The organism is Massilia sp. GER05, assembly GCF_052056005.1.
Taxonomy (GTDB): Bacteria; Pseudomonadota; Gammaproteobacteria; order Burkholderiales; family Burkholderiaceae_D; genus Telluria; species Telluria orientalis.
In genome coordinates this window covers 5,460,574-5,484,571 of record NZ_CP178858.1, presented here as the reverse complement: position 1 = coordinate 5,484,571, position 23,998 = coordinate 5,460,574, and the positions used below count along the sequence as shown (strand labels likewise).

The 23,998-nt window shown below is 69.7% G+C and carries 24 protein-coding genes; 11 read left to right on the top strand and 13 right to left on the bottom strand.

Annotation, left to right across the window (positions count from 1 at the left end; all coding sequences use genetic code 11):
• Positions 1 to 2: 2 nt before the first annotated feature.
• Positions 3 to 842, bottom strand: a complete 840-nt coding sequence (locus ACL58G_RS24305) for a M15 family metallopeptidase (RefSeq protein ID WP_413388010.1) — start codon at positions 840 to 842, stop codon at positions 3 to 5.
• Between the two features lie 199 nt (positions 843 to 1,041).
• On the opposite strand from ACL58G_RS24305, the gene ACL58G_RS24300 reads away from it, so the two are divergent.
• Positions 1,042 to 1,842, top strand: a complete 801-nt coding sequence (locus ACL58G_RS24300; RefSeq protein WP_440963453.1) for a hypothetical protein — start codon at positions 1,042 to 1,044, stop codon at positions 1,840 to 1,842.
• Position 1,843: 1 nt separating this feature from the next.
• On the opposite strand, the gene ACL58G_RS24295 is transcribed toward ACL58G_RS24300, so the two are convergent.
• The 4 genes from ACL58G_RS24295 to ACL58G_RS24280 form a co-directional block, all read right to left on the bottom strand.
• The gene (locus tag ACL58G_RS24295) at positions 1,844 to 2,623 is read right to left on the bottom strand and encodes a substrate-binding periplasmic protein (RefSeq protein WP_440963452.1); all 780 of its coding nucleotides are present in this window, start codon (positions 2,621 to 2,623) and stop codon (positions 1,844 to 1,846) included.
• 9 nt (positions 2,624 to 2,632) lie between these two features.
• Complete coding sequence (locus ACL58G_RS24290; RefSeq protein WP_440963451.1) at positions 2,633 to 2,992, bottom strand: c-type cytochrome; 360 nt, start codon at positions 2,990 to 2,992, stop codon at positions 2,633 to 2,635.
• 89 nt (positions 2,993 to 3,081) lie between these two features.
• The gene (locus ACL58G_RS24285; RefSeq protein ID WP_440963450.1) at positions 3,082 to 4,746 is read right to left on the bottom strand and encodes a pyrroloquinoline quinone-dependent dehydrogenase; all 1,665 of its coding nucleotides are present in this window, start codon (positions 4,744 to 4,746) and stop codon (positions 3,082 to 3,084) included.
• Positions 4,747 to 4,775: 29 nt separating this feature from the next.
• Positions 4,776 to 5,978, bottom strand: a complete 1,203-nt coding sequence (locus ACL58G_RS24280; protein WP_440963449.1) for a hypothetical protein — start codon at positions 5,976 to 5,978, stop codon at positions 4,776 to 4,778.
• Between the two features lie 263 nt (positions 5,979 to 6,241).
• Here ACL58G_RS24280 and ACL58G_RS24275 point away from each other — a divergent pair, with 263 nt between their 5' ends.
• The 9 genes from ACL58G_RS24275 (at position 6,242) to ACL58G_RS24235 (ending at position 15,288) form a co-directional block, all read left to right on the top strand.
• Positions 6,242 to 7,252, top strand: coding sequence for a thiamine pyrophosphate-dependent dehydrogenase E1 component subunit alpha (locus ACL58G_RS24275; RefSeq protein ID WP_371762795.1), 1,011 nt, complete (start codon positions 6,242 to 6,244; stop codon positions 7,250 to 7,252).
• A 15-nt stretch (positions 7,253 to 7,267) separates the two neighbouring features.
• Positions 7,268 to 8,335, top strand: a complete 1,068-nt coding sequence (locus ACL58G_RS24270) for an alpha-ketoacid dehydrogenase subunit beta (RefSeq protein WP_413388015.1) — start codon at positions 7,268 to 7,270, stop codon at positions 8,333 to 8,335.
• The gene (locus ACL58G_RS24265; RefSeq protein ID WP_413345795.1) at positions 8,332 to 8,577 is read left to right on the top strand and encodes an acetyl-CoA carboxylase biotin carboxyl carrier protein subunit; all 246 of its coding nucleotides are present in this window, start codon (positions 8,332 to 8,334) and stop codon (positions 8,575 to 8,577) included. Before ACL58G_RS24270 ends, ACL58G_RS24265 begins: the two co-directional genes overlap by 4 nt.
• Positions 8,578 to 8,580: 3 nt before the next feature.
• Positions 8,581 to 9,258 (top strand): dihydrolipoamide acetyltransferase family protein, encoded by a 678-nt coding sequence (locus ACL58G_RS24260; RefSeq protein ID WP_413388016.1) that lies wholly within the window; start codon positions 8,581 to 8,583, stop codon positions 9,256 to 9,258.
• Positions 9,258 to 10,031: a lipoate--protein ligase family protein gene (locus ACL58G_RS24255; protein WP_413388017.1), complete on the top strand. Its 774-nt coding sequence runs from the start codon at positions 9,258 to 9,260 to the stop codon at positions 10,029 to 10,031. Before ACL58G_RS24260 ends, ACL58G_RS24255 begins: the two co-directional genes overlap by 1 nt.
• 11 nt (positions 10,032 to 10,042) lie before the next feature.
• Positions 10,043 to 10,618, top strand: a complete 576-nt coding sequence (locus ACL58G_RS24250) for a gluconate 2-dehydrogenase subunit 3 family protein (protein WP_413388018.1) — start codon at positions 10,043 to 10,045, stop codon at positions 10,616 to 10,618.
• 34 nt (positions 10,619 to 10,652) lie between these two features.
• Positions 10,653 to 12,230: a GMC family oxidoreductase gene (locus ACL58G_RS24245; protein WP_413388019.1), complete on the top strand. Its 1,578-nt coding sequence runs from the start codon at positions 10,653 to 10,655 to the stop codon at positions 12,228 to 12,230.
• Positions 12,231 to 12,238: 8 nt separating this feature from the next.
• Entirely contained in the window at positions 12,239 to 13,252 is a 1,014-nt protein-coding gene (gene lipA, locus ACL58G_RS24240) for a lipoyl synthase (protein ID WP_440963448.1), read from the top strand.
• Positions 13,253 to 13,335: 83 nt separating this feature from the next.
• Positions 13,336 to 15,288 (top strand): sigma-54-dependent Fis family transcriptional regulator, encoded by a 1,953-nt coding sequence (locus tag ACL58G_RS24235; protein ID WP_440963447.1) that lies wholly within the window; start codon positions 13,336 to 13,338, stop codon positions 15,286 to 15,288.
• A 3-nt stretch (positions 15,289 to 15,291) separates the two neighbouring features.
• Here the strand turns inward: ACL58G_RS24235 and ACL58G_RS24230 are convergent, their stop codons facing one another.
• From ACL58G_RS24230 to ACL58G_RS24215, 4 genes are all read right to left on the bottom strand, one after another.
• Entirely contained in the window at positions 15,292 to 16,548 is a 1,257-nt protein-coding gene (locus tag ACL58G_RS24230; protein WP_440963446.1) for a HupE/UreJ family protein, read from the bottom strand.
• Positions 16,521 to 17,111 carry a VOC family protein gene (locus ACL58G_RS24225; RefSeq protein ID WP_413388023.1) on the bottom strand — a complete coding sequence of 197 codons (591 nt, stop codon included), beginning with the start codon at positions 17,109 to 17,111 and terminating at the stop codon, positions 16,521 to 16,523. The genes ACL58G_RS24230 and ACL58G_RS24225 overlap by 28 nt, the downstream gene beginning before the upstream one ends.
• Positions 17,112 to 17,333: 222 nt before the next feature.
• Complete coding sequence (locus tag ACL58G_RS24220) at positions 17,334 to 18,089, bottom strand: TetR/AcrR family transcriptional regulator (protein ID WP_413388024.1); 756 nt, start codon at positions 18,087 to 18,089, stop codon at positions 17,334 to 17,336.
• Positions 18,074 to 19,522, bottom strand: coding sequence for an amidase (locus ACL58G_RS24215; RefSeq protein WP_440963445.1), 1,449 nt, complete (start codon positions 19,520 to 19,522; stop codon positions 18,074 to 18,076). Before ACL58G_RS24215 ends, ACL58G_RS24220 begins: the two co-directional genes overlap by 16 nt.
• Positions 19,523 to 19,643: 121 nt before the next feature.
• Here ACL58G_RS24215 and ACL58G_RS24210 point away from each other — a divergent pair, with 121 nt between their 5' ends.
• Complete coding sequence (locus ACL58G_RS24210) at positions 19,644 to 20,915, top strand: cytochrome P450 (protein ID WP_440963444.1); 1,272 nt, start codon at positions 19,644 to 19,646, stop codon at positions 20,913 to 20,915.
• Here ACL58G_RS24210 and ACL58G_RS24205 read toward each other — a convergent pair.
• Genes ACL58G_RS24205 through ACL58G_RS24190 form a run of 4 tightly spaced genes read right to left on the bottom strand, consistent with a single transcriptional unit; the run spans position 20,902 to position 23,987 of the window.
• Positions 20,902 to 21,513 carry a hypothetical protein gene (locus tag ACL58G_RS24205; protein ID WP_440963443.1) on the bottom strand — a complete coding sequence of 204 codons (612 nt, stop codon included), beginning with the start codon at positions 21,511 to 21,513 and terminating at the stop codon, positions 20,902 to 20,904. The genes ACL58G_RS24210 and ACL58G_RS24205 overlap by 14 nt on opposite strands.
• Positions 21,514 to 21,568: 55 nt before the next feature.
• On the bottom strand, positions 21,569 to 22,648 hold the full coding sequence (locus ACL58G_RS24200; protein ID WP_413388029.1) for a protein-glutamate methylesterase/protein-glutamine glutaminase: 1,080 nt from the start codon (positions 22,646 to 22,648) through the stop codon (positions 21,569 to 21,571).
• Between the two features lie 5 nt (positions 22,649 to 22,653).
• Positions 22,654 to 23,472, bottom strand: coding sequence for a CheR family methyltransferase (locus tag ACL58G_RS24195; RefSeq protein WP_440963442.1), 819 nt, complete (start codon positions 23,470 to 23,472; stop codon positions 22,654 to 22,656).
• Between the two features lie 5 nt (positions 23,473 to 23,477).
• A complete protein-coding gene (locus tag ACL58G_RS24190; RefSeq protein WP_413345811.1) occupies positions 23,478 to 23,987 on the bottom strand; it encodes a chemotaxis protein CheW in 510 nt (169 codons plus the stop codon).
• Between the last annotated feature and the right edge of the window lie 11 nt (positions 23,988 to 23,998).

Here is a 23,998-nt window from a genome sequence, read left to right as displayed (position 1 = left end):
GATTAATGCTTCATGACCCCGGGCAGGCGCAGTTCCGTGTGCCCGAAGTCCATCATTTTCCAGCGTCCGCCCCACGTGAGGCCGACGGATTCGGCCACCTGGCCGTACAACTGGTAGCCGCGCATCGCCCACGGATCCTTTTCCGAGATCACGAGCTTGCCGTCGCGGACGAACGCGCAATCGGCGGCGAGGCCGTACTGGTGCCAGCTTTGCCACGAGCGCGCGTTCGTGACGCCCGGTCCCAGCGCGGCCAGCGCATCCTGGCGCGCGGGACTGCGATAGCCTTCCAGGATCGCCATCTCGTAGCCATGGCGCTCCTTCATGATCCGGAAGACGGTCAGCAGGCGCTGCGTGTAGTCCGCGTTCAGCATGGCCCAGTCGCGGCTGGCCGAGGCGAGCAGCGGCCGTTCCTGCGCCACTTCGGCCGTCGTGAACACGAGCGGCGGCAGCGGGGGCGGCGGCACGAGCTGCTCGCCCTGCAGCAGGTCGGCCACCTGCGTGTTCATGGGGCGCTCGGTCGACTCGTAGCCGCTCAGCATGGGCCGTTCCGCGAGCAGCAGGGCGGCCAGCGGCGGCAGCCCGACGAGCGCGGCGCCGCACGCGCAGGCGATCCAGTGGCGCCGCACGAAGCCGGCCAGGCTGTCCGCCGCCGCGCGGCCGTTCGCGGCCAGCGCATCCGCGTCGCGCAGGCGCTGCTGCGCGAGCGCGCCCGCGCGCCGGCCCAGCCGCAGCCCGGCCCCCGCCAGCGCGTCCAGCACGAATTCGCGGCCGGCCGGGAACAGCACCATCCAGCTGATCGCGCACGCCAACACGAAATACACCGTTACTGCCAACACCCACACCGCTCTCTCCGGAAGCTGTTCACATTGTTGTCGAAGAAATATTTCCCGAAAGTATAAATCCGGTAAGCGACAACCCCGCGCACGATTGAAAAAACGCAAAAACTCACCAATTGTGTTAATCGCGCACGATTAAAAGCAAATTAGAGGCACAATTGTCTTGATTCTTGTAAAGTAATGCAAACTTTTTTAAGGAGCTGATTTGCAACATCAAGGCGATCGCCCGGTCCGAGGCGGCCGGCCCAGCCTGCTCTCGCCCGAAGAGCAGCCGGTTCAGGAGCGGCAGGGCATCCTCAGTTCGCTGGACGGCATGCCCGGGCAGGCAGCGGCGGCACCCGGGCCGCGGCCCCGTTCGCGTGCGCTGGCTTGGGGCGGCGTGGCCGCCGGCGTGGTTGCCGTGTGCGGCGCGCTGTTCCTGTTCGGCGGGAGCGACGAACGGTCCGTGCCTGCCGCGGCGCCGGTCCAGGTCGCGGCCGCACCGGCCACGCCGTCCGTCACGCCGGTCGCGCTGCCGGCGCCCGCACCGGCACCGGCGGCCGCCGTGCTGCACGACGAGCCGGCGGCGCCGGTCGAGCCCATGAGCAATCCGCTGGCCGACATGGCGCCGGCCGTGCCCGCGCCGCACAAGGAGCGGGCGGCCAAGCCGGAGAAGTCCGCGCGGGTGGAGAAGGCCGAACGCAAGGAAGCGCATGCAAAGGTCGCGCACGCCAAGGCACAGGAGCGGGCGCAGGAGCGGGCGCGCGAGGCCGCGAAGGACAAGAAGGCGAAGACGAAGCCGGGCGCGGTGCGCGAGCAGGACAGCGACGTGGTGCTGCTGGCCGCGCTGATCGGCCACATGGAACCGAAGCGGGGCAAGGCGACGCCGGCGGAACAGCTGGCGTCGTGCCGCCGCTACAACGCGGCCGGCGAAGAGCAGTGCCGCGCGCGGGTGTGCGCCGCGGCGGGCCCCAAGGAGCCCGCGTGCAAGCGCGTGCGGGCCGCGCGCGCGGACGCGGAGTCGTGACCTAGCGCTGTCCGGCCGGCGGCCGGTACGCGCCGTAGCGCATGCCGAGCGCCGCGATGGCGCCGTCGGCCAGGCGCGCACGCACGATGCCGTTCACGCGATCCAGCGTGGCGGCATCCGTGTCGAGCAGGTCGATCGCCACATCGAAGGCGAATTCGGCCGGATCGAGCAGCGTGTCCAGCACGCGCAGGCTCCCCGTGCCGGCTTGCTGCCGATACCAGCCGGCCGCCACGTCCGACACGACGCCGGCGTCCGCGTCGCCCCGCACCACGGCGGCGATGATCTCGGGATCGGTCCGGAACCGCACCCACACGGGCACGCCGTGCGCATCGAGCCAGCGGTGCGCCCACGAGCCGCTCGGCACCGCGACGCTGCCCGTGCGCAGTGTGTCCAGCGTCGCGCCGGGAGCGCGGCCCGTGTCCACCACGACCGCACCGGCCCGCATCCACGGCACCGTCAGCACGTTGCGCCACGACGCCGGGTGGTCCTCCTCCTTGACGACGGCCGCGCCCATGATCGCATCGCAGCCCACGCGGCGGGCCAGTTCGCGGCGCGGGATCCAGCGGATGGCGAGCGTGAGACCGAGGTCGGACGCGACGAGCCGGCCCAGGTCGACGTACAGCCCGGCGGGCGTGCCGTCGCGCCGCGAGAACGGCATGTCGTCCGGCGCCGCGCAGATGACGAACTCGTTCGACGCCGCCATCTCGGGCAGCGTACGCGCCTGTGCGGTGGCCGCCACGCAGGCCAGGGCGACCAGGCCATGCTTACGAAGACGCGCCATGGCGGCCTCCTATTTCGCCGCGCCGGCATTCTTCAGCGACAGGATGTACGCGGTGAGCTCCTGGATCTGCTGCTCGTTGAACGCGCCTTTCCACGCCGGCATGTTGAAGGCGCCGCGCTGCTTGCCGTTGGCGATCGTCTCCATGACGTATTCCCTGGTCAGGTCGTCGCGGCCCTGCAGCGGCGCCGCCTTGCCGCCCGAGCCGGCATTGCCGTGGCAGTAGACGCAGCTCTGGTTGAAGCGCTTCGCGCCCGCGTCGATCATGGCCTGGTCGGGCCTGGCGGGGCCGGAAATGGTCGGCGCGACGGCAATGGCGGCGGATGCGCACAGCAGCTGGACCGCGAGGGCGCAGGCGATGGGTTTGAACATGAGAGTCTCCTTGATTGTCGTTGGTGGTGAAGCGGGCGCGCGCGGCGCCCGCGGTGAAGTGAAAACGAGCGCGCCGCGCGCGCTGAACGTCAGTCGAGCGCGAACACGACCATCGCCGCGCCGCCCGTCAGCTGCTTCACGGCCGGGAACGCGGAGGCCATGAAGCCGGGCGCCAGCGAGCCCCAGCCGCTCGGCACGGCGATGTACTGCTTGCCGTTCACCGCATAGCTGACGATGCCGCCGCGGATGCCGGAGCCGGTCTGGAACTTCCACAGCTCCGCGCCCGTGTCGGCGTCATACGCGTGCACGAAGCCTTGCGGGTCGCCGTTGAACACGAGGCCGCCGCCCGTCGTCAGCACGCTGCCCAGGCCGGGGACCGGGTACTTGACGCTCCATTTCAGCTTGCCCGTGAGCGGGTCGCGGGCATCGAGGCGGCCTTCGGCGGGACGGTCCGGCGGCGGCACCGCCTCGAGCTTGTCGACGCCGAGGTACAGGCTCGCGATGCCCATGCCGGAGGTCTCCTGCTTGGCCGGGATCACGTTCTGGCAGACTTCCATCGCGTTCGTGTACCACAGCTTCGTCTTCGGGTTGTACGCGCCCGCGTTGTAGCTGCGCGTGCCGAGCAGGTAGGGGCACAGCAGGGTCTCCTTCCCGACCGGCATCTCGCGCCGGCCGATCAGTTCCCCCGTCTTCGGATCGATGGTCTTGACGAAGTTGTAGGTCTGGCTCAGGGGCCACACGTTTTCCAGCTTGCCGTCCGCCTTGTCCATCACGAACACGAAGCCGCTCTTGTTCAGGTGGACGACGACGTCCTTGCCGTCCTTCTTGAGCAGCAGGGCTTCGTAGGTGGAGTCGTAGTCGAACGTGTCGTGCGGGATTTCCTGGCGATGCCATTTCAGCTTGCCCGTCTTCGGATCGAGCGCCAGCAGGCTCGCCGTGTACAGGTTGTCGCCCTTGCGGCCGTCGCCGTAGAAGTCCGGCGCCGCGTTGCTCGTGCCGATGAAGAACGTGTCCGACGCGGCGTCGTACGTGCCCGGCATCCACGCGCCGCCGCCCGCGACTTCGCCCGTGTCGCCGGGCCAGCTGGCCGGATCGTCGCGGATCGTGTCGAAGGTCCACATCTGCGCGCCCGTGATGGCGTTCACCGCGTAGATCTTGCCGCGCTGCGCCTGGTCGCCGCCCGTCGTGCCGCCGATCAGGACGTCGCCCGCCAGCACCGGCGAGGACGAGAACAGGCAGCCGAAGCATTTCTTCAGGTCCGTCAGCTGCGTGGACCACACTTCCTTGCCCGTCTTGTCGTCGATGGCGACGAAGCGGCCGTCCAGGGTGCCGAGGTAGATGCGGCCGTGGCCCAGCGTCAGGCTGCGGCCCAGCGACGCATAGAAACTTTCGGACGCGACGGCCGCCAGCTTCGGCTGGTAGTGCCACAGCGGCTTGCCGGTGGCGCCGTCCAGCGCGAACACGTGGTTGTTGGGGCCAACGTAGTACAGCACGCCGTCCTTCACGAGCGGCGTGGAAACGAGGCCGGACGTGATCTCGCCCGGCTGGTGGATCCACACGGGTTTCAGCTGCTTGACGTTGCGCGTCGTGATCTGGTCCAGCGGCGAATAGCGCCAGGCGTTCGACGTGCGGTGGTATTGCGTCCAGTTGGCGGCGTCCTCGTCGTCGTGGGCGGCGGCGGGCTGCGTGAGGGACAGGGCGAGCAGGAAGGCGGCGACGGCGGCCGCCGTGTTGGAACGGGTGGTCGGATGCATGTTGGATTCCTCGGAATGCGTTGGATGGATTACCACACGAAGCGGCCGCCGAGCGTCGCGTAGCGGGTGTTGGTCGGCCGGCCGAACACGGGGTTCAGCGAGAACGTCGAGCGCGCAAGTTCGGCATACACCGTCACGTGCGGGTTCACCGCGTAATAGGCGCCGCCGATGCGCGATTGCGCGAGGTGGCCCGGCGTGCTCGCGGTGTCGTCGATGCGCGTCCGGCCGTAGCTCGCGCGCAGCGACAGCGCATCCGTCGCATGCCACACGACCTGGGCGAAGCCGCCGCGGCTGCGGCGTTCGCGGCCCGCGGCATCCAGCGCGTCGACGTCCTGCATCAGCACGGACCCGAGGCCGTCCGCCTTGAAGCCGGAGACGTGGAAGTTCAGCGGGCCCACGTCGACCGTCGTGCCGGCCGAGATGCCGCGCGTGTGCACGTCGTCCTGGACGCAGGCGCCGCCGCCCGCGACGGTGCAGTGGCGCGCCGTCTGCCACGTGAAGTCGCCGTACAGCTTGAACTTCGCGCCGGCCAGCTGGTCGTTCCAATACACGCCGCCTTCCACGCGCGGCGAATTCGTCTGGTCCGCGCCGGCGCCCGTGAACGTGTTGCGGATCTGGCTCGGGTCGTACAGCGCCACCGAGAACGACAGCGGCGCGGTCTTCGGCGAGTTGTAGCGCAGGCCCGCGTTGAAGTTCGTGTACATATAGCCCGCGTTGAAGGTCGCGGCCAGCGCGTTGGTCGTGTTGACGACGTCGTAGCCCGTCAGGCCGCCCGCCAGCACGGACGCATCGGCCAGCACGGGTTCCGCCTGGTAGATGCCGTAGGACTTGCCGATCACGATCTCGCCCCAGGAGGCGGTCGCCTTGGCCCACATCTCGCGCGGGTCCAGCGACTTGCTGCCCGTGTTGCCGACGTTGCCCGCGTTGCGGAAGTTGCCTTCGCCCGATTGGGAGTTGATGTACAGGCCCACGCGGCTGCTGTACGTGATGCCGTCGATGGCGGGCGAGGTGACGGTGAATGCGAACAGGCTCGGCGTCGTGCCCGACGTCATGCGAAAGCCCGTCGTGCCGGCGTCGTCGCCGTTCTGGCGGTGCGCCTGCACGATGATCCAGCCGTCCGTGCCGAGCTTCCAGCCGCCCGGCGTCTCGAATTCCACGGCCGCGTGGGTGGAACCCGCGGCCGCGCAGGCCAGCAGCGCAAGCAGCTTGCCCGTCTTGTGTGTCTCTTTCATGTCGTCTCCATTGATTGTTGTAGGTACTGCGCTGGTCGCATCTGCAAAAACGGTGCCACCGCGCGGCTCACTCTTGCAGGGCTGCGCGCGGCCGTCCGCGCTGAAACAGATGTCGCAGGCGGGTGGCCCGTGCCTGCGACAGATGGCGCGTCCGCGCGGCCGAAACGGGCGTTTTTGCCCGTCGCGACGGGGAAACGGGCATGGCATCGAATTTGCTGAAGGGGTAGGTGCATGCACCAACCCACAGACAAGGAGACAGCAACATGCAGCCGACACGGGAACACCTGCTCTGGATGTACGAGAAGATGATCGAGATCCGCGAGTACGAAGAAACGATGGCGAAGGTTTACCTCGAGGGCAAGCTGCCCCCGAAGATCCAGAAGGGCCTCGCGTTCGACATCGGCGCCGGCCCCGTGCCGGGCGAGATGCACCTCGCGGCCGGCCAGGAGCCGGTCGCCGTCGGCGTGTGCGCGCATTTAGGCAATGACGACAGCGTCGTCGGCGCGCACCGCTCGCACCATTTCGCCATCGCCAAGGGCGTGCCGCTCGACGCGATGACGGCCGAGATGTTTGGCAAGGACACGGGCCTGGGCCGCGGCAAGGGCGGCCACATGCACCTGTTCCACGTGCCGACCAAGTTTTCCTGCAGCGGCATCGTGGGCGCCAGCGCCCCGCAGGCCTGCGGCGCCGCGCTCGCCGCGCGCAAGCTCGGCAAGGACTGGGTGGCGATCGCCTTCTTCGGCGAAGGCGCCGCCAACCAGGGCGCGTTCCACGAAGCCTTGAACCTGGCCGCCGTGTGGAAGCTGCCCGTCGTCTTCGTCTGCGAAGACAACAAGTACGGCATCTCGGTCGAGAAATCCGTGTCGACGTCGGTGGCGTCGAATGCCGTGCGCGGCGCCGGCTACGGCATGCCGGGCGTGCTCGTCGAGCGCAACGATGCCGTCGAGGTGTACGCGGCCGCCGGCGCCGCCATCGCCCGCGCGCGCCGCGGCGAAGGCCCGACCCTCATCGAAGTCAAGACGGACCGCTACTTCGGCCACTTCCAGGGCGACCCCGAGACCTACCGGCCGAAAGGCGAAAGCGCGGCGCTGCGCCAGGACGATCCGATCGCGCGGCTGGGCGCGCGCCTGCGTGCGGAAGGCCTGATCGACGATGCGCAGGACCGCGACCTGCGCCTGGCCGTCGCCGGCCGCGTCGAGGCGGCATTCGCGTTCGGCCGCAACAGCCCGTACCCGGATCCGCAGGACGCCCTGAAACACGTATTTGCCGAATGAACAAGGAGACAGACAATGCAAAGCAATAGCAAAGGCGCCGTGCGCACGCTCACGATGGCGCAGGCCATCGCCGAAGCCATCGGCCAGGAAATGGAGCGCGATCCGTCGGTGTTCGTGATGGGCGAGGACATCGGCAAGTACGGCGGCATCTTTTCCGCCACCACGGGCCTGCTCGACCGCTTCGGCCCCGAGCGCATCATGGAAACGCCGATCTCGGAAACCGCGTTCATGGGCGCGGCCGTGGGCGCCGCGGCGGAAGGGTTGCGTCCCATCGCGGAACTGATGTTCGTCGACTTCTTCGGCGTCTGCTTCGACCAGATCTACAACCACATGGCGAAGAATTCGTACATGTCCGGCGGCGCGCTGAAACTGCCGGTGGTGATCACGACGGGCATCGGCGGCGGCTACAACGACGCGGCCCAGCACTCGCAATGCCTGTACGCGAGCTTCGCCCACATGCCCGGCCTGAAGGTCGTCGTGCCGTCCAATGCGTACGACGCGAAAGGCCTCATGGCCCAGGCGATCCGCGACGACAACCCGGTCGTGTTCTGCTACCACAAGGGGATCATGGGCCTGTCGTGGATGTCGTACTTCGAGGGCAGCACGAACGCCGTGCCCGAGGAAGCCTATGCGATCCCGTTCGGCGAGTCGCGCATCGTGCGCGAGGGCAGCGACGTCACCATCGTCACGCTGAGCCAGATGGTGCAGAAGGCCGCCATCGCGGCCGGGCAGCTCGCCGCGGAGGGCATCTCCGTCGAGGTGCTGGACCTGCGCACCATCGTCCCGCTCGACCGCGCCGGCGTGCTGGCGTCCGTCGCCAGGACGGGCCGCGTGCTGATCGCCGACGAAGACTACCTGAGCTTCGGCCTGTCCGGCGAGATCGCCGCGCTCGTCGCCGAACACCTCGACACCATCCAGCTGCGCGCGCCGGTAAAACGCCTCGCGGTGCCCGACGTGCCGATCCCGTTCAGCCGACCGCTCGAGCAGGCCGTCATCCCGCAGGTGGACGCCATCGTCGACGCCGTGCGCGGCCTGATGCGCGCGCAACCCATTCATCAACTTCAACAAGGAGCACAAGCATGATCGACGTGAAACTGGACGGTGGCGTCTGGGACGATGTGGAAGAGGGCACGGAAGCCCTGCTGCAGGACTGGCAGGTCGAGGTGGGCCAGCCCGTGACGGCGGGCCAGACGCTCGTCGTCGCGGAACTGGTCAAGACGACGCACGAGGTGACGGCGCCCGCCGCCGGCCGCCTGGCCGCCATCGAGGTCGCCGCGGGCGACACGTTCGGCCGCCACACCGTGCTGGCGCGGATCGAGGGGTAGGCCATGGATGCCGTGACCGTACCCGCGACGGTGCCGCTGACGGGGATGCGCGGGGCCATCGCACGCAACATGGAGCAGGGCTGGCGCGTGCCGCGCGTGGCGCAGTCGGTCGAGGTGGACGTGACCGCGCTGCAGGCCCTGCGCGCGGCGGCGCCGGAGGACGAGCGGGTCAGCCTGACCGCGTACGTGCTGCGCGCCGTCGCGCTGTGCCTGCGCGCGCACCCGCGCCTGAACGCCCGCATGCGCGAGAAGGACATCGAGCTGCTGGACGACGTGAACCTGGGCCTGGCCGTCAGCCTGGACGACGGGCTGATGGTGCCGGTCTTGCGCAACGCCGACCGCAAGAGCGCGGCCGAGCTGGGGCGCGAGGCGCGCACCCTGGCGGAAGGCGCGCGTGCAGGCACGTTGTCGGCCGGCAGCTACCAGCGCGGCACGTTCACCGTGACGAACCTGGGCAATACCGCCATCGACAGCTTCACGCCGATCATCAACAGCCCGCAGGTGGCGATCCTCGGCGTCACGCGCGTCGCGGCCCGGCCCGTGGCGCGGGGCAACGAGGTCGCGATCGCGCCGATGATGGGCCTGCACCTCGTGTTCGACCACCGGGCCGTCGACGGCTTCCCGGCCGCGCTGTTCCTGACGGACCTGAAACGGCGGCTGGAAGCCGCGAAGGAGTTGTAATGGATGCCCGGATGGTCTTCATCGACACGGTGACCTCGTACGAGGAACAGGCGTGGAACGCGGCCCAGCTGCGCGAGCCCGTCACCGAGCCGCGCGTGCGCCTGTGGACCTACCGGGTGCCCGGCGTCGTGCTGGGCTGCTCGCAGACGGCGCTGCGCGAGCGGCTCGTGGCTGGCCACGCGCTGGCCGGCTCCGTCGTGCAGCGCGGCTCGGGCGGCGGCGCCGTCCTGACCGGGCCGTGGATGGTCAGCGCGTCCGTCGTGCTGCCGCCGGACCATCCGCTGCTCGGCCGCAGCACGCTGTCCAGCTACCGCTGGCTGGGTGCGCTGCACGCGGGCCTGCTGCGCGACGCCGGCATTCCCGCGTATGCGATCCCGCCCGAGGAAGTGCGGCTGCGGCCGGGCGACGCGCGCCTGAAGTGGGCGTGCTACGGCGGGCTGTCGCCGTGGGAGGTCGTCGTCGGCACGCGCAAGATCGTCGGCCTGGCCCAGCTGCGGCGCCGCACGGGCGTCCTGATGACGTCGGGGACGCTGATCGCGCCGCCCGACTGGTCGCTGCTGTGCGGCGCGCTCGGGCAGGAATCCGCCGACGCGGCGCTGCTCGACGACTGCACCACGTCGTTCGCCCAGCAGCTCGGCGCGCCCGTGCTGGCGGAGGTACTGGCCGAGCGCCTGCACCACATGCTCACCGACGTGCTGGGCGCCGCGTCCGATGCATTCCCCCCGCGGCCGCCCGGCCCCGCGCCGGTCCATTTTCCCACCCTGTCCCATTGAAAGAGGTTCACATGAAAGATCAACCATCGAACGCATGCACGGGCATGCGCGTGCTGCCGAAGGTCGTCACCGTCACGCGCCGCGGCTTCCTGCGCGGCGGCGCCATGGCCATCGGCGCGGCGGCCGCCGGCCCGGCCGCGCTGGCCGCGTCGAACGACAAACACCTGGCGCATGACTTTCCCACGCTGGGCGCGGCCACCGCGCAGACCCTGCTGCGCATGGCGCGCGACGTCTTCCCGCACGACAAACTGGCTGACCGCTACTACGTCGAGGCGATCCAGCCGTTCGAGCGTGCGGCCGCGAAGGATCCGAAGCAGGCGGCCCTGTTCCGCGACGGTGTGCGCGACCTGGACAAGGCCGCCATGAAACGCTTCGGCAAGCCCTATGCGGCCGTCGGGCGCGAGTCGGAGCGCGTCAGCCTCCTGAAGGCGATCGAGCCGTCGCCGTTCTTCCAGAAGGTGCGCGGCGAGATGGTCACGAGCCTGTACGACAACAAGGCGGTGTGGCCGCTGCTCGGCTACGAGGGGTCGTCGTGGGAGCAGGGCGGCTACATCAACCGCGGCTTCAACGACATCGACTGGCTGTAAACGCCCACACCATAACAAAAGACAGGAGACGGCAATGAGCAAGAAAATCGAATTGGGCGACGACGACGCGATCGTCATCATCGGCTCGGGCGCGGGCGGCGCGACGCTGGCCAACGAACTGGCCCAGCGCGGCGTGGACAAGATCGTGATCCTCGAAGCGGGCAAGCATTTCACGCAGGCGGACTTCGAGAACGACGAGTGGGCCATGTTCAACAAGATCTCGTGGCTCGACAAGCGGATTTCGGCCGGCGGCTGGCACCACACGAAGACCTACCCGAACCTGCCGGCGTGGATCGTCAAGGCGGTGGGCGGGTCGACCGTGCACTGGTCGGGCGTCGCGCTGCGCTTCCAGGAGCACGACTTCAGGACGCGCACGACCTACGGCAAGGTGGACGGCGCCAACATCCTCGACTGGCCCATCACGCTGGCGGAACTGGAGCCGTACTACGAACTGGCGGAAAAGAAGATGGGCGTGGCCGGCACGCGCGCGAGCGGCCTGCCGCCGATGCCGGAATCGAACCAGACCAGGGTCGTGGCGGCCGGCGCGCGCAAGATCGGCTACAACAAGATCATCCGCCCCGTCGCATCGAATTCGCAGCCGTACGACGGGCGTCCCGGCTGCCAGCAGATCGGCTTCTGCATGCAGGGCTGCAAGGTGGGCGCGAAATGGTCCACCTTGTACACCGAAGTGCCGAAGGCGCTGGACACCGGCCGCGTGGAACTGCGCCCGGAAAGCATGGTGCTGCAGATCCAGCACGACAAGACCGGCAAGGTGAATGGCGTGCTGTACGCGGACAGCCAGGGCCGCCACGTGCTGCAGAAGGCGCGCCTCGTCGCCGTCGCCGGCAATTCCATCGAGTCGCCGCGCCTGCTGCTGAACTCCGCGTCGGCCATGTTCCCGAACGGCCTCGCGAATTCGTCCGGCCAGGTGGGCCGCAACTACATGAACCATGCGACGGCGGCCGCCGTGGCGATCCACAAGAAGCCCGTGTACATGAACCGCGGCTTCGACATCGGCGCCGTCGTCGCCGACGAGGTGGCCCTGAACACGCGGCGCGGCTTCAACGGCGGCTACTATCTCGAAGGCCTCGCCCTGGGCCTGCCGTACACGGCGGCCTTCATGAAGCCGGGCGGCTGGGGCCGGGACGTGACGTCGGCGCTGGAAATGTACGACCACATGACGGCGATCTGGGTCTGCGGCGAAGACATGGCGCGCGAACAGAACGGCATCACGCTGCACCCGACCGAGAAGGACCAGTACGGCCTGCCGATTCCGATCGTGTCCAAGACGTACCACAAGAACGACAACGCGATCGCGGCGCACGGCCTGGTCCAGTTCCGCAAGCTGTCCGAAGCGGTGGGCGCCACGCGCGTCATCGACATGCCCGCGTACCCGGCCAGCCACAACCTCGGCACGAACCGCATGAGCGAGCATGCGCGCGACGGCGTCGTCAACAAATGGGGCCGCACGCACGACGTCAAGAACCTGTACATCTCGGACGGCAGCCAGTTCGCGTCGAGTTCCGCCGCGAATCCCACGTTGACCATCGTCGCGCTGGCGATCCGCCAGGCCGAGCACATCGCCGGCGAGCTGGCGCGCGGCGCGGTGTAGGAGCAGCGATGAAGCCGACCTCCAAACAGCTGGGCGCGGCCAAGACGAGCCGCATTCCCATCAAGATCGTGCCGGCCGAGCGCTTGCCGAAGCCGGACTGGATCCGCACGCGGGCACCGGCGCCGTCGTCGCGGTTCTTCGAGATCAAGGCCATCCTGCGCGCGAACGCGCTGACGACGGTGTGCGAGGAGGCCAGCTGTCCGAACATCGGCGAATGCTTCGGCAAGGGCACGGCCACGTTCATGATCATGGGCGACAAGTGCACGCGCCGCTGCCCGTTCTGCGACGTGGGCCATGGCCGGCCCGATCCGCTCGATGCCGCGGAACCGGAGCGGCTCGCGCGCACGGTGGCGGCGCTCGGCCTGCGCTACGTCGTGATCACCTCGGTCGACCGCGACGACCTGCGCGACGGCGGCGCCGGCCACTTCGCCGCCTGCATCCGCGCGGTGCGCGCCGCGGCACCGGCGACCCGCATCGAAGTGCTCGTGCCCGACTTCCGCGGGCGCCTGGATGCCGCGCTGGAAGCGCTGGATGCGGCGCCGCCCGATGTCCTGAACCACAACATCGAGACGGTGCCGCGCCTGTACGGGCCCGTGCGGCCCGGTGCCGACTATGCGCATTCGCTGGCGTTGCTGGAACGGTTCAAGGAGCGCCACCCTGGCGTGAAGACCAAGTCGGGCCTGATGGTGGGCCTGGGCGAGACCGACGACGAGGTCGAGGACGTGCTGCACGACCTGCGCGCGCACGGCGTGGACATGGTCACGATCGGGCAGTACCTGGCGCCGTCCGGCGCGCACCTGCCCGTGCGCCGCTATGTGACGCCGGACGCGTTCGCGCGCCTGCGCGACGCCGCGGAGGCGCTGGGCTTCGCGCATGCGGCCGTGGGCCCGCTCGTGCGGTCGAGCTACCATGCGGACGTGCAGCATGCGGCGGCGGACCTGGACCGCGGCTGGCTGTTCGGCGCCAGCGATCCGCTGGACGAACTGCAGCCGTTCCGCGCCGCACCCGAACACATGGGATGAGTTTACAGTTCATAAATGGAGTACCATAAACCGTAAGTACACGACCGGCAAACGACGAGTTGCCGGCGCTGCAGGAGACGACAATGACGAATCAGGCACAGAACCGGCACATCGACAACGTGATGTCGGTGGCCATGCACGGTACCGCCGCGAACGGCGCCAACGAGTTGATCCACAACTCGTGGCGCCGCTGCGTGAACGATTACGGGCTCGATCCGGCGCGCCCGAAGGCGCCGCACATCGTGACGTCCGCCACCCTCCGGGCGCACCAGGAACAGATCGAGGAGTTCATGCAGGTGGCCCGCGTGGGCATGGAGCAGATGTACAAGCGCGTCTCGAGTCTCGGCTACGTGCTGCTGCTGACGGATGCGCAGGGCGTCACCGTCGACTACATCGGCAACGACGCGCGCGCGCCGGACCTCAAGAGGGCCGGCCTGTACCTGGGCGCGGAATGGAGCGAGCGGTCGGCCGGCACCTGCGGCGTGGGCACCTGCGTGGCCGAACAGACGGCACTGACATGCCACCAGGACGACCACTTCGATCCCACCCATATCCCGCTGACCTGTTCCGCCGCGCCGCTGTTCGACCCGGAAGGCAAATTCCTCGCGGTGCTCGACCTGTCGGCGCTGACGTCGCCGACGTACAAGGAAAGCCAGCATCTCGCGCTGCACCTGACGATGATGTATGCGGAAATGATCGAGGATGCGAACTTCCTGCGCCATTTCCAGGACCGCTGGATCCTGCGCCTCGGCACCGCATGGGCGCTGGTCGAGGTGAGCGGCGAGATCATGCTGGCCTATGACGACGACGGCATCGTGGTGGGCGCCAACACGGGCGCGCGCCGGCTGTTCGGCCGCGCGGCCGGCGACGTCGTCGGGCAGCCCCTCACGGCGCTGTTCGACCTCGCGCCCGACGACCTGCTGCGGCTCGCGCGCGCCGGCACGATGGGCGAGCGCTCGATCGTCACGCGCGGCTCGAACCAGATGTTCTATGCGAGCGTGAAGGCGCCGCGCCCGCGTCCGGCCGCGCGCGGCAGCGTCGTCGTCGAGACGGCGGACAGCGCGGCGCCCGCCCACCATCCGGAACTGGATTGCCTGGCCGGCGACGACAACACGATGCGGCGCCTGCTGGACCAGGCCAAGCGCCTGCTGAACCGCAAGCTGAACATCCTGATCCACGGCGAGACGGGCACCGGCAAGGAAGTCATCGCCAAGGCGCTGCACCGGTCGAGCGAGCGCGCTCACAAGCCGTTCGTCGCCGTGAACTGCGGCGCGATTCCCGAGTCGCTGATCGAAAGCGAATTGTTCGGCTACACGGCCGGCGCGTTCACGGGCGGCCGCGCGAAAGGCATGAAGGGCCTGATCCTGCAGTCCGACGGCGGCACCCTGTTCCTCGACGAGATCGGCGACATGCCGCTGCACCTGCAGACCCGGTTGCTGCGCGTGCTGTCGGAAAAGGAAGTCCTGCCGCTCGGCGCGGACAAGCCCGTCCCCGTGGACCTGACCGTGATCGCGGCATCGCACCGCGACCTGCGCAACCTGATCAGCGCCGGCAGCTTCCGCGAAGATTTGTATTACCGACTGTGCGGCGCGACCCTGCACCTGCCGGCGCTGCGCGACCGCGCGGACAAGCGCTACCTGATCGAAAAAGTCCTGGCCGAGGAGGCGGAACTGCTCGGCATGGACGCGCACCTGTCGCTGGACGCCATGCACGCCATGCTGTGCTTCGCGTGGCCGGGCAACATCCGCCAGCTGCGCAACGTGCTGCGCTTCGCGCTGGCGGTGTCCGATGGCGAGACGATCACGGCGGCCGACCTGCCGCAGGAATTGACCGAGCAGTTTTCCAGCCTTCCGGCGGCTCCCGTCGCCGCCGCGATCCCGTCCGGCGGCGAGGACTGCGAGGCCGCGCCGCTGCTCGACGCGCTCGTGCGCCACAAGTGGAGCGTGACCAAGGTGTCGGAAGAGCTCAACCTCGCGCGCGCCACCGTGTACCGCTACATGAAGAAGTACGGCATCGTCCCACCGAACCAGCGCTGACCCTCACGCGACGCCCGTCTGGAGCGCATCCCAGACGGGTCCCGTCCGTTCCATCACCCAGGCCAGCGACACCAGCGCGACGCCCAGCGCGACGCAGCGGCGCATTCCGTCGTCCCGGCCGGGCGCCAGGCCCCTGGCGCCCGCCAGCAGCAGCCATACGGCCGCGCCGACGAGCAGCTGGCCCGCTTCCACGCCCACGTTGAACGACACGAGCGACGCGACGACGTTCGGACCCGTGTCCGACAGCAGGTCGCGCAGCCCGACGGCGAGGCCGCAGCCGTGCACGAGGCCCACGACGAAGACCAGCGCCGGCGCGCCCCCGCGTTCGCGCCGGCCCAGCATCAGCAGCGCCGTGCCGAGCACGGACAGCGCGATCAGCAGCTCCACGCCGGGGATCAGCCATGGCCGGTCGGGCAGCAGGCCGTAGAAGCTGGCCGCGATGGCGCATGCGTGGCCCGCGCTGAACGCGGTGATGCGCAGGGCGATCGCGCGCAGGCGCATGCCGCCCGCGACGAGGCACACGACCAGCAGCAGGTGGTCGGCGCCTTCGAGGATGTGGGCGGCCCCCGCGTGGATGAACTGCCAGACCGACAGCCACCAGGACGGGTTGACGTCGATGGCCGCGCCATCCATGCGGTACTGGTCCGTCGTGCCGGCGCGGTGCGACAGCAGGATCGTGTTCAGCGGCGCGTCGGACAGCTTCCCCGGCGCGAGCGTCCCGGTAAAGCGGAACGCCGCGGGGCGCACGCCGGGATACGCGATGGCGGCGTCCAGCACGACGTCGCCGATGTCGGGCATCGCCGCCGGCAGCGGCGTGCGCGTCGCGGCCGCCGCGCGCGCCTGCGCGGGCGTGGCGAACGGCGGCACGCTGCCCTTCACGTGCACGGCGGCCGCCAGCACGTTCGGCGCCACCGCCCGGCCATCCACGGACACGGTGTGCGCGGCGGCGAGAACGCGCGCCGCCGCCAGCGGATCGACGGCGGCCGTGTCCACGTAATGAAACCACTGGCCGCTTTCCTTCCTCGCGACGACGTACGGTGCCGGTCCCAGTGGCGCGAGCGACACGCGGTAGTACGCGGTCATGCCCGCCGCGTCGTACGTGAAGTGCACGACCCGCACGCTGACCCGGCCGTCGACATGCGCCCACGCGCGGCCGGGCAGGCATACCGCGACGAGGACCGTGGCGCAGATCGCGACGCATTTCGCGGCCAGCACCGCCATCGTCGCCGTCTTCATTTGGCCGGGGAGCGCGGATCCCACAGGGCGCGCCTGGCCGTCTTCTCGTAGGCCATGCCCTTCGGCGTGCTGACGATTTCCAGCTGCAGGCCCCACGGCGCGAGGAAGTACATCCACGTCAGGCCGGCCGCCGGGCCTTCCGTGAACGTGCTGGGCGCTCCCAGCGTGCGCACGCCTTTCGATTTCAGGTACGCGACGGCCTTGTCCATGTCGTCGACGTAAAACGCGAGGTGATGGCCGCCGACGTCGCTGTTGCGGGGCGGCGTCCTGCCCTGGTTCGGCGCCGAGTATTCGAAGATCTCCAGGTTCGTGCCATGGCCGCAGCGGACCATCTGGAAGCGCTTGATCTCCGCGCGCGGGTTGACGTTCAGGTGCACGTTCATCCAGTCGTCGGCGAACTTGAACGACCCGAGCTTGATGGATTCCTCGCAGCCGACGACGTCGACGAAGAAGCGGACGGCGTCGTCCATGTTCGGCACCGTGAGCCCGACGTGGTGGGCGCCTTCCATGCCGGGCATGCCGGCGTGGGCGCTGAAGGGCAGGGCGAGGGCGAGGCCGATGCCGGCGAGTGCGCGTTTGAAGTTCATGCTGTCTCCTGATGTTGATGGTGGTCCGCCGTCGCTGCGGCGGCATCCATGGGAGAGCAAATTGCAAGCCAGGCCGGCGCGAGGGGCGCGCGCCCCTGCGCGGGCGGCGCGGACGGCACATCTGTCGCGCGCGTGCGCAACATCTGTCGCAGCCCGCGCCGGCTTACGGTTCGGCGAGCCGACGCGACCCGCCTCGATGCGCCCGGTCTCGACGCGGCGCGATCACGTCTTCTTCCAGCACGCGGTGGTCGCCAGCCGTGCCGCGCAATGGTCGGACGCGTCGTGGTGCACGGCCTTTTCCGGCCTGCCGTGGTAGCCCGTGTCACCCTGGGCAGCGCAAGCCGGTGCGCGCTGCCGGGCGCCGCGGTTGCGGTTCCTGACGAGCGCCTCCAGTCCCGCGAGCTGATAGGTCCAGAATGTCGCGAACGCTTGCGCGATGTCCGCACCGGACGCGTACCGTTCCAGGATGGCCGCGATCATCGCCACGGTGTTCGCAAAGACCTGGCGGAGCACCATGTCGAAGTGGGCGTCGGGCGCGGCCGCCGTTTGGCGGCGCACGAAGCGGGCCGCCTGGCGCGCCATCTCCTGCGCCATGCGCTCGCGCACGGGCGCGAAGCGCGTGCCCGCCGCGCCGTTCAGGAGGATCAGCACCGCGAGCCGGTGCTCGACCCAGAACTCCAGCAGTGCCTTCGCGTGGGCGGAGCCGTCCGCATGCGCGTCGGACCAGCTGCCCAGCGTGTCGAACTCGCGCAGGCGCGCGCGCAGGAGACGGAACAGGCGTGCCGCGATGGCGGGCGTGACGACGGCGTCGAACAGCGCCTGCTTGCTCCCGTAGTACTTGTAGATGTTGCTGGGGGCGATGTCCGCGTCGCGCGCGATGTCGGCCAGCGTAGCCTGCACATAGCCCCGCTGCGCGAACGTGCGCGCGGCCGCGGCCAGGATGCGGTCGCGGACGTCGTCTTTCAATCGTTGCGGCATGCCAGCCCGTCCTGCATCGCGCGCAGCCGCGGCGCCCAGTCCGCCGCCGCTTCGAGCTGGAACGCGAGGCGCAGCAGCAGCGCATCCGCGTCGTGCGCGGCCGTGAAATGGCAGCCCAGCGGCAGGCCCGCATCGGACCAGTACAGCGGCACCGACATCGCGGGCCAGCCCGCCAGCGACGCGGGCACCGTGTAGCCGGCCAGCCGGTTGGTGAACGCGATCAGGTCGTCCGGGTCCTGGCCGGGGCCGTGGCGGCCGAGCGGGAAGGCGGTGAACGGGACGGTGGGGCTCAACAGCACATCGAAACCGGCGCCGGCCGCCCGCGCCGACGCGCCTGCCGCCGCCAGCGCCGCGCCGGCGGCCCGCACCTCGTCGGCCGATGCCGCCCGCGCGCGCCGGACCAGGTCGCGCGTATAGGGTTCGAACAGGCCCGCGTCGAAGGCCGGCCCCATCAGCGCCGCCGCCTGGTCCGCCATGCCGGCCAGCCCGGCCGCCGTGAGCGTGAAAAAGGCGCGGCTCACGGCCGGTGCGTCGCAGGCCGGGCCCGCCGTCTCGACGACGTCGTGGCCCAGGTCCGTGCACAGGCGCGTGGCGGCGTCCAGCGCGGCGAGGGCGTCGGGCGACGGGAGTTCTCCGAACAGGTCGCGGCGGTAGACGCCGATGCGCAGGCGTGGGGGCGGCGTGTCGCGCAGCGCCGCGAGGTCCGGCAGCGGCGCCGCGTGGCCGGGCGCTTCGGTCGCCTTCAGCCACGCCGCGCTGTCGCGCACCGAGCGGCTCACGCAGTGGTCGGCAAGGAGGGCGGCCGTCGGCATGTCCGGCGGGATATCGGCGGCCACCGTGCGTCCGCGGCTGGGCTTGAAGCCGAACAGGCCGCAGAACGAGGCGGGGCCGCGGATGGAACCGCCGCCGTCGGACGCGTGCGCCACCGGCACCATCCCCGCCGCGACGGCCGCCGCCGCGCCGCCGGACGAACCGCCCGCCGACAGGTCGTGCCGCCATGGATTGCGCGTGGGGCCCGTCGCGAGGGGTTCCGTCGTGCCCAGCAGGCCGAATTCCGATGTGGTGCTCTTGCCCAGCACGACGAGGCCCGCACGCCGCAGCGCCTGCGCATACGGCGACGTACCCGGCAGCCGCGCGCCGTGGAACAGGCGCGAACCGAACCCCGTCGGGAAGCCGGGAACCGCGAGCAGGTCCTTGACGAGCGTGGGCACGCCCGCGAACACGCCGCCGGGCTCGCGGCCGTCCGCCTGGCGCCGTGCCGCCTCGGGGTCGAAGTCGACGAGCGCGTTCACGCGCGGTTGCAGCGCCTCGATGCGCGCGATGGCAGCCTCCAGCAGCTCGGCGGGCGCGATGTCGCCCGTGCGGATCAGCGCCGCCTGCCCCGTCGCGTCCAGGTCCAGCAGCAGCGCGACGTCCCGTCCAGTCGTTCCCATGGTCGTCTCCGGTGAGATTTTAAAAGAGAATGCATCATTCTTTTTTAATCGTCAAGCGCGACCGGCGGGCCGAAAAATGATAAAGTGCGGGCCCCGGCATGTGCCGGCAGACCATCATCCAATGAATCGCATGAGAGATCTCGCGCCAGTCGTGCCGGATGCGGACGCGGCACCGTTCGACGCCGCCTTCCTGCACGATCCGTATCCCACCTATCGCCGCCTGCGCGCGGCGGGACCGGTGCTGTGGCGCGAGGACGTGTTCCAGGGCGCCTGGGTGCTGACGCGCCACGCGGACATCGAACTGGCGCTGCGCGATGCGCGCCTGTCGTCGCAGCGCACGGGCGGCTGGATCAAGCGCATCCCTGGCGTCGACGCGAGCCTGGCGGGACGCCGCGCCCAGGCGGGCCTCGACCTGTTCCAGCGCCTGTTCGGCAGCGCGATGGTGTTCCTGGACGGCGCCGACCACCAGCGCGTGCGCAAGGCGATGGCGGCCGGTTTTCATCCGACCCTGATCCGCACCTTGCGGGCCGACGTCGAGCGGCTCACCGACGAACTGCTGGACGGTCTCGACGCGCAAGCCGGCTTCGACTTCATCGCCGAAGTCGCGCGTCCGCTGCCGTCGCGCGTCATCGGCCTGATGCTGGGCATCGCCCGCAAGGACGAGGCGCGCTTCATGGCGTGGTCGGACGACCTTGCCGCCTTCATCGGCGCGCTGCAGCCGACGGCCGACCAGCTGCGCGCGGCCCAGCGCAGCCTGTTGCAGATGGTGCGCTATTTCGACGCGTTGCTGCCCGCGCGCCGGGCGTCCCCCGGCACGGACCTCGTCAGCCGCCTGCTGCAGGCCGAGGCCGCGGGCGAACTGCGCGCGGACGGCGAGTTGCTGGCGCAATGCGCGATGCTGCTGTTCGCCGGCCACGAGACGACGCGCAACCTGCTCGGCAATGGCCTGTACACGCTGCTCACGCACCCGGACGCGTGGGCGCGGCTGCGCGCGGACGAAGACGGCATCACGCTCGCCATCCGCGAACTGCTGCGCTACGACAGTCCCGTGCAGTACACGGGCCGGCGCGTCGCCACGGAACTCACCTTGCACGGCACCACGCTCAGGCGCGGCGACCTCGTGATCGCGCTGATCGGCGCGGCGAACCGCGATCCGGACCGCTTCGCCGATCCGGACACGTTCGACATCACGCGCCGCGCCGGCAGCCACCTGTCGTTCGGCAGCGGACCGCACGTGTGCATCGGCGCCGGCCTGTCGCTGCTGGAGGTCGACGTCGTGCTGCGCGCCGTGCTGCGCCGCTGGCCGACGCTCCGCATGCCCGACGCGGCCCCGCGCTGGAACGGCATCGCCGGCCTGCGCGGGCTGGCCGCGCTGCCCGTCAGCGTTTCGTGAAACGCTCGACGGCGTCGTAGTTGACGCCGTTCGACTTGACCTCGACCAGCTCGCCGCCCACGATGGCCAGGCCGTCGAACGGCGCCGGTTCGGCCGCGTAGATCCGGTCGGGCACGCACACGGCACCGCCCGCGTAATCGATGCACCAGTTGGGCTGGCCGTCGACGATCTTGCGGCTGACGAAGGTGCCCGTCAACGTGACGCTGCGCTGCGGCTGCTGCGCCGTCACCTTGTCGATGGAGGCCGAGACCGATCCCGGCATGATGGACGAGGCCACTGTGCCGACCCAGGTCGCCGTCGTAGGGGCGCTCCACACTTGCGTGGCGATGACGTCGCCCGTGCAGGCCGTGTTGGCATAGTAATTCGTCGTGACGGCGATCGTGAGCGCGTTGTTCGATCCGGCCGCGCGCGCGATGACGGCCGTGTCGACCGCGTGCGACGCGCACGCGGAGGTCCACGTGCCGACGTACGCGTCGAGGTTGCCGTTGCTGGACACGGGCGGCGTCAGCGGGGTATTTCCCGTGCCGGCATTGCCGCCGCCACCGCCGCAGGCCGTCAGGCACGCAGCGAGCGCGGCGGCATACATTCCTTTGTTCATCTCACTCTCCTGGCATCAGCTTCTGGATCGGCTGTTCAGGAGCGATGATACGCGATCAGCGCACCCCGAGCTGCTGCAGGATCTCGCGGTCGATCGCTTTCAACGGCACGGATTTCTCGACGCCGCCCCGTTTGACGGCTTCCTTCGGCATGCCGTAGACGACGCAGCTGTCCTCGTCCTGCGCGACGGTGCGCGCGCCCGCCTTGCGCATCTCGAGCAGGCCGGCCGCGCCGTCGTCGCCCATGCCCGTCATGATGATGCCCAGCGCGTTGGCGCCCGCGTGCCTGGCGACGGAACGGAACAGCACGTCGACGGACGGGCGGTGGCGGTTCACGAGCGGGCCGTCGATGACGTCCACGTGGTAGTTGGCGCCGTCGCGCCGCAGCAGCATGTGCCTGCCGCCCGGCGCGATCAGCGCGCGGCCCGGCAGCACGCGGTCGCCGTGGCGCGCCTCGCGCACCTCGATCTGGCACAGGCCGTTCAGGCGGTCGGCGAAGGCGGCCGTGAATTTTTCCGGCATGTGCTGCACGATGACGATGCCGGGCGTGACGCGCGGCAGCGCCGCCAGCACTTCTTCCAAAGCCAGCGTGCCGCCCGTGGAGGTGCCGATGGCGACGACGCGCTCGGTCGTGCGCAGCAGGGCGCGCGTGTCGGGCGCGGCCGGCAGCACGGCGTCCGCGGTCAGCTTTACGGCGACGGGCGCGGGCGCGGCGCGTGCCGCCAGCCTGCGCACGTTCGCGTGGCTCGCCGCCCGCACGGCGGAGATCAGTTCGTCCGCGCTCTCGCTGAGGAAGTCCTTCAGGCCCAGCTTGGGTTTCGTGATGATGGACACGGCGCCCGCCGCGAGCGCGGCCATCGTCGTCTCCGCGCCTTTTTCCGTCAGCGTCGAGCAGATGACGACGGGCGTGGGCCGCTCCGCCATGATCTTGCGGAGGAACGTGATGCCGTCCATGCGCGGCATCTCCACGTCCAGCAGGATCACGTCGGGCCAGGCCTGCTTCATGCGCTCGATGGCGAGCAGTGGGTCGGCCACGGCGTGCAGCAGGCGGATGCCGGGCGCGGATTCCAGCACCGCGCCGACGACCTTGCGCACGACGGCCGAGTCGTCGACCACCATCACATCGATTGTTTTCATGCCGGTTAGGGTAGACGGTAGACGGAAGGGATCACGGCACGGAGCACGTCGCCCATCTCCTGCAGGCTTTCCGAGTGGCCGATGAACAGATGGCCGCCCGATTTGATGCGCTGCATGATGCGCGTGACGACGTGGCGCTTGGTGTCGCCGTTAAAGTAGATCATCACGTTGCGCAGGAAGACGAGGTCGTAGGTGCCCAGGTCGCCGGGCAGCGCCGTGTTCAGGTTCACCTGGCGGAACTGCACGCGCTCGCGCAGGCCGCGTTCCACGAGCAGCGTGCCGTGCTGGTCGCGGATGCCCTTCAGGCAATAGCGGCGCAGGTAGTCCTGCGGCACGTGGGTCGCGCGTTCCATCGGATAGTGGCCGGTGCGGGCGCGCTCCAGCACGCGCGTGCTGATGTCGGAGGCCACGACTTCCCACGGCGCCGATCCCAGCACGTCGGCCAGCACCATCGCGATGCTGTACGGTTCCTCGCCGGACGAGCAGGCCGCGCTCCACACGCGGAACGGCGCATTCGCCCGCAGCGACGGGCGCGCCGCTTCGGCCGCTTCGCGCAGCAGCTCGAAGTGGCGCGCCTCGCGGAAGAAATAGGTCTCGTTCGTCGTCAGCAGGTCGACGGCCAGCTGCACCTCGTCCTTGTGCGCGCCGTCCGTCAGCAGCCGGAAATAGGCGTCGTACGACGGCAGGCCGAAATGCTGCAGGCGCTTGGCGAGGCGGCCGCTGACCAGTGCCTTCTTCGAATCGGACATCGAGATGCCGGCGATGTCGAAGATGAAGCGCTGGAAGCGCGCGAACTCGCCCTGGCTGATCGCACAGTTCTGCATGGCGCTCAGGCGGCGAGGGCGTCGGCGCCGGCCAGGTCGGGCAGGCCGTCCAGCGCGAGAACCTGCTGCACGTTCAGCAGGATGACGAACTTGCCGTTCACCTTGCCCATGCCGGCGATGAAGTCGCCGCGGATGCGCGTACCGAACGACGGCGCCGGCTCGATGTCGGCGGCCGCGATGTCCAGCACGGCGCTGACGGCATCGACGACGACGCCCGTCAGCTGGCGCTCGCCGTCGTGTTCCAGCTCGACGATGACGATGCACGTGCGCTTGCCCGCCACGGATTGCGGCCGGCCGAAGCGGGCCGCGAGGTCCATCACGGGCACGACGGCGCCGCGCAGGTTGATCACGCCGCGGATCGCGTCCGGCATCATCGGTACTTCCGTGAGGCCGGAGAACTCGATGATCTCCTTGACGGCCATGATGCCGATGCCGAAGGCTTCGCCGCCCAGCATGAAGGTGAGGTATTGGGCGGACTGGCCGTCCGCGTGCGTTGCCTGGTTCGTGTGCGTCATACGGTCACCGT

Bases quoted from the DNA above. Each gene is read 5' to 3' on its own strand.
- ACL58G_RS24295 (WP_440963452.1), bottom strand. From the start codon at position 2,623: ATGGCGCGTCTTCGTAAGCATGGCCTGGTCGCCCTGGCCTGCGTGGCG.
- ACL58G_RS24290 (WP_440963451.1), bottom strand. From the start codon at position 2,992: ATGTTCAAACCCATCGCCTGCGCCCTCGCGGTCCAGCTGCTGTGCGCA.
- ACL58G_RS24285 (WP_440963450.1), bottom strand. From the start codon at position 4,746: ATGCATCCGACCACCCGTTCCAACACGGCGGCCGCCGTCGCCGCCTTC.
- ACL58G_RS24280 (WP_440963449.1), bottom strand. From the start codon at position 5,978: ATGAAAGAGACACACAAGACGGGCAAGCTGCTTGCGCTGCTGGCCTGC.
- ACL58G_RS24275 (WP_371762795.1), top strand. From the start codon at position 6,242: ATGCAGCCGACACGGGAACACCTGCTCTGGATGTACGAGAAGATGATC.
- ACL58G_RS24270 (WP_413388015.1), top strand. From the start codon at position 7,268: ATGCAAAGCAATAGCAAAGGCGCCGTGCGCACGCTCACGATGGCGCAG.
- ACL58G_RS24265 (WP_413345795.1), top strand. From the start codon at position 8,332: ATGATCGACGTGAAACTGGACGGTGGCGTCTGGGACGATGTGGAAGAG.
- ACL58G_RS24260 (WP_413388016.1), top strand. From the start codon at position 8,581: ATGGATGCCGTGACCGTACCCGCGACGGTGCCGCTGACGGGGATGCGC.
- ACL58G_RS24255 (WP_413388017.1), top strand. From the start codon at position 9,258: ATGGATGCCCGGATGGTCTTCATCGACACGGTGACCTCGTACGAGGAA.
- ACL58G_RS24250 (WP_413388018.1), top strand. From the start codon at position 10,043: ATGAAAGATCAACCATCGAACGCATGCACGGGCATGCGCGTGCTGCCG.
- ACL58G_RS24245 (WP_413388019.1), top strand. From the start codon at position 10,653: ATGAGCAAGAAAATCGAATTGGGCGACGACGACGCGATCGTCATCATC.
- lipA (WP_440963448.1), top strand. From the start codon at position 12,239: ATGAAGCCGACCTCCAAACAGCTGGGCGCGGCCAAGACGAGCCGCATT.
- ACL58G_RS24235 (WP_440963447.1), top strand. From the start codon at position 13,336: ATGACGAATCAGGCACAGAACCGGCACATCGACAACGTGATGTCGGTG.
- ACL58G_RS24225 (WP_413388023.1), bottom strand. From the start codon at position 17,111: ATGAACTTCAAACGCGCACTCGCCGGCATCGGCCTCGCCCTCGCCCTG.
- ACL58G_RS24220 (WP_413388024.1), bottom strand. From the start codon at position 18,089: ATGCCGCAACGATTGAAAGACGACGTCCGCGACCGCATCCTGGCCGCG.
- ACL58G_RS24215 (WP_440963445.1), bottom strand. From the start codon at position 19,522: ATGGGAACGACTGGACGGGACGTCGCGCTGCTGCTGGACCTGGACGCG.
- ACL58G_RS24210 (WP_440963444.1), top strand. From the start codon at position 19,644: ATGAATCGCATGAGAGATCTCGCGCCAGTCGTGCCGGATGCGGACGCG.
- ACL58G_RS24205 (WP_440963443.1), bottom strand. From the start codon at position 21,513: ATGAACAAAGGAATGTATGCCGCCGCGCTCGCTGCGTGCCTGACGGCC.
- ACL58G_RS24200 (WP_413388029.1), bottom strand. From the start codon at position 22,648: ATGAAAACAATCGATGTGATGGTGGTCGACGACTCGGCCGTCGTGCGC.
- ACL58G_RS24195 (WP_440963442.1), bottom strand. From the start codon at position 23,472: ATGCAGAACTGTGCGATCAGCCAGGGCGAGTTCGCGCGCTTCCAGCGC.
- ACL58G_RS24190 (WP_413345811.1), bottom strand. From the start codon at position 23,987: ATGACGCACACGAACCAGGCAACGCACGCGGACGGCCAGTCCGCCCAA.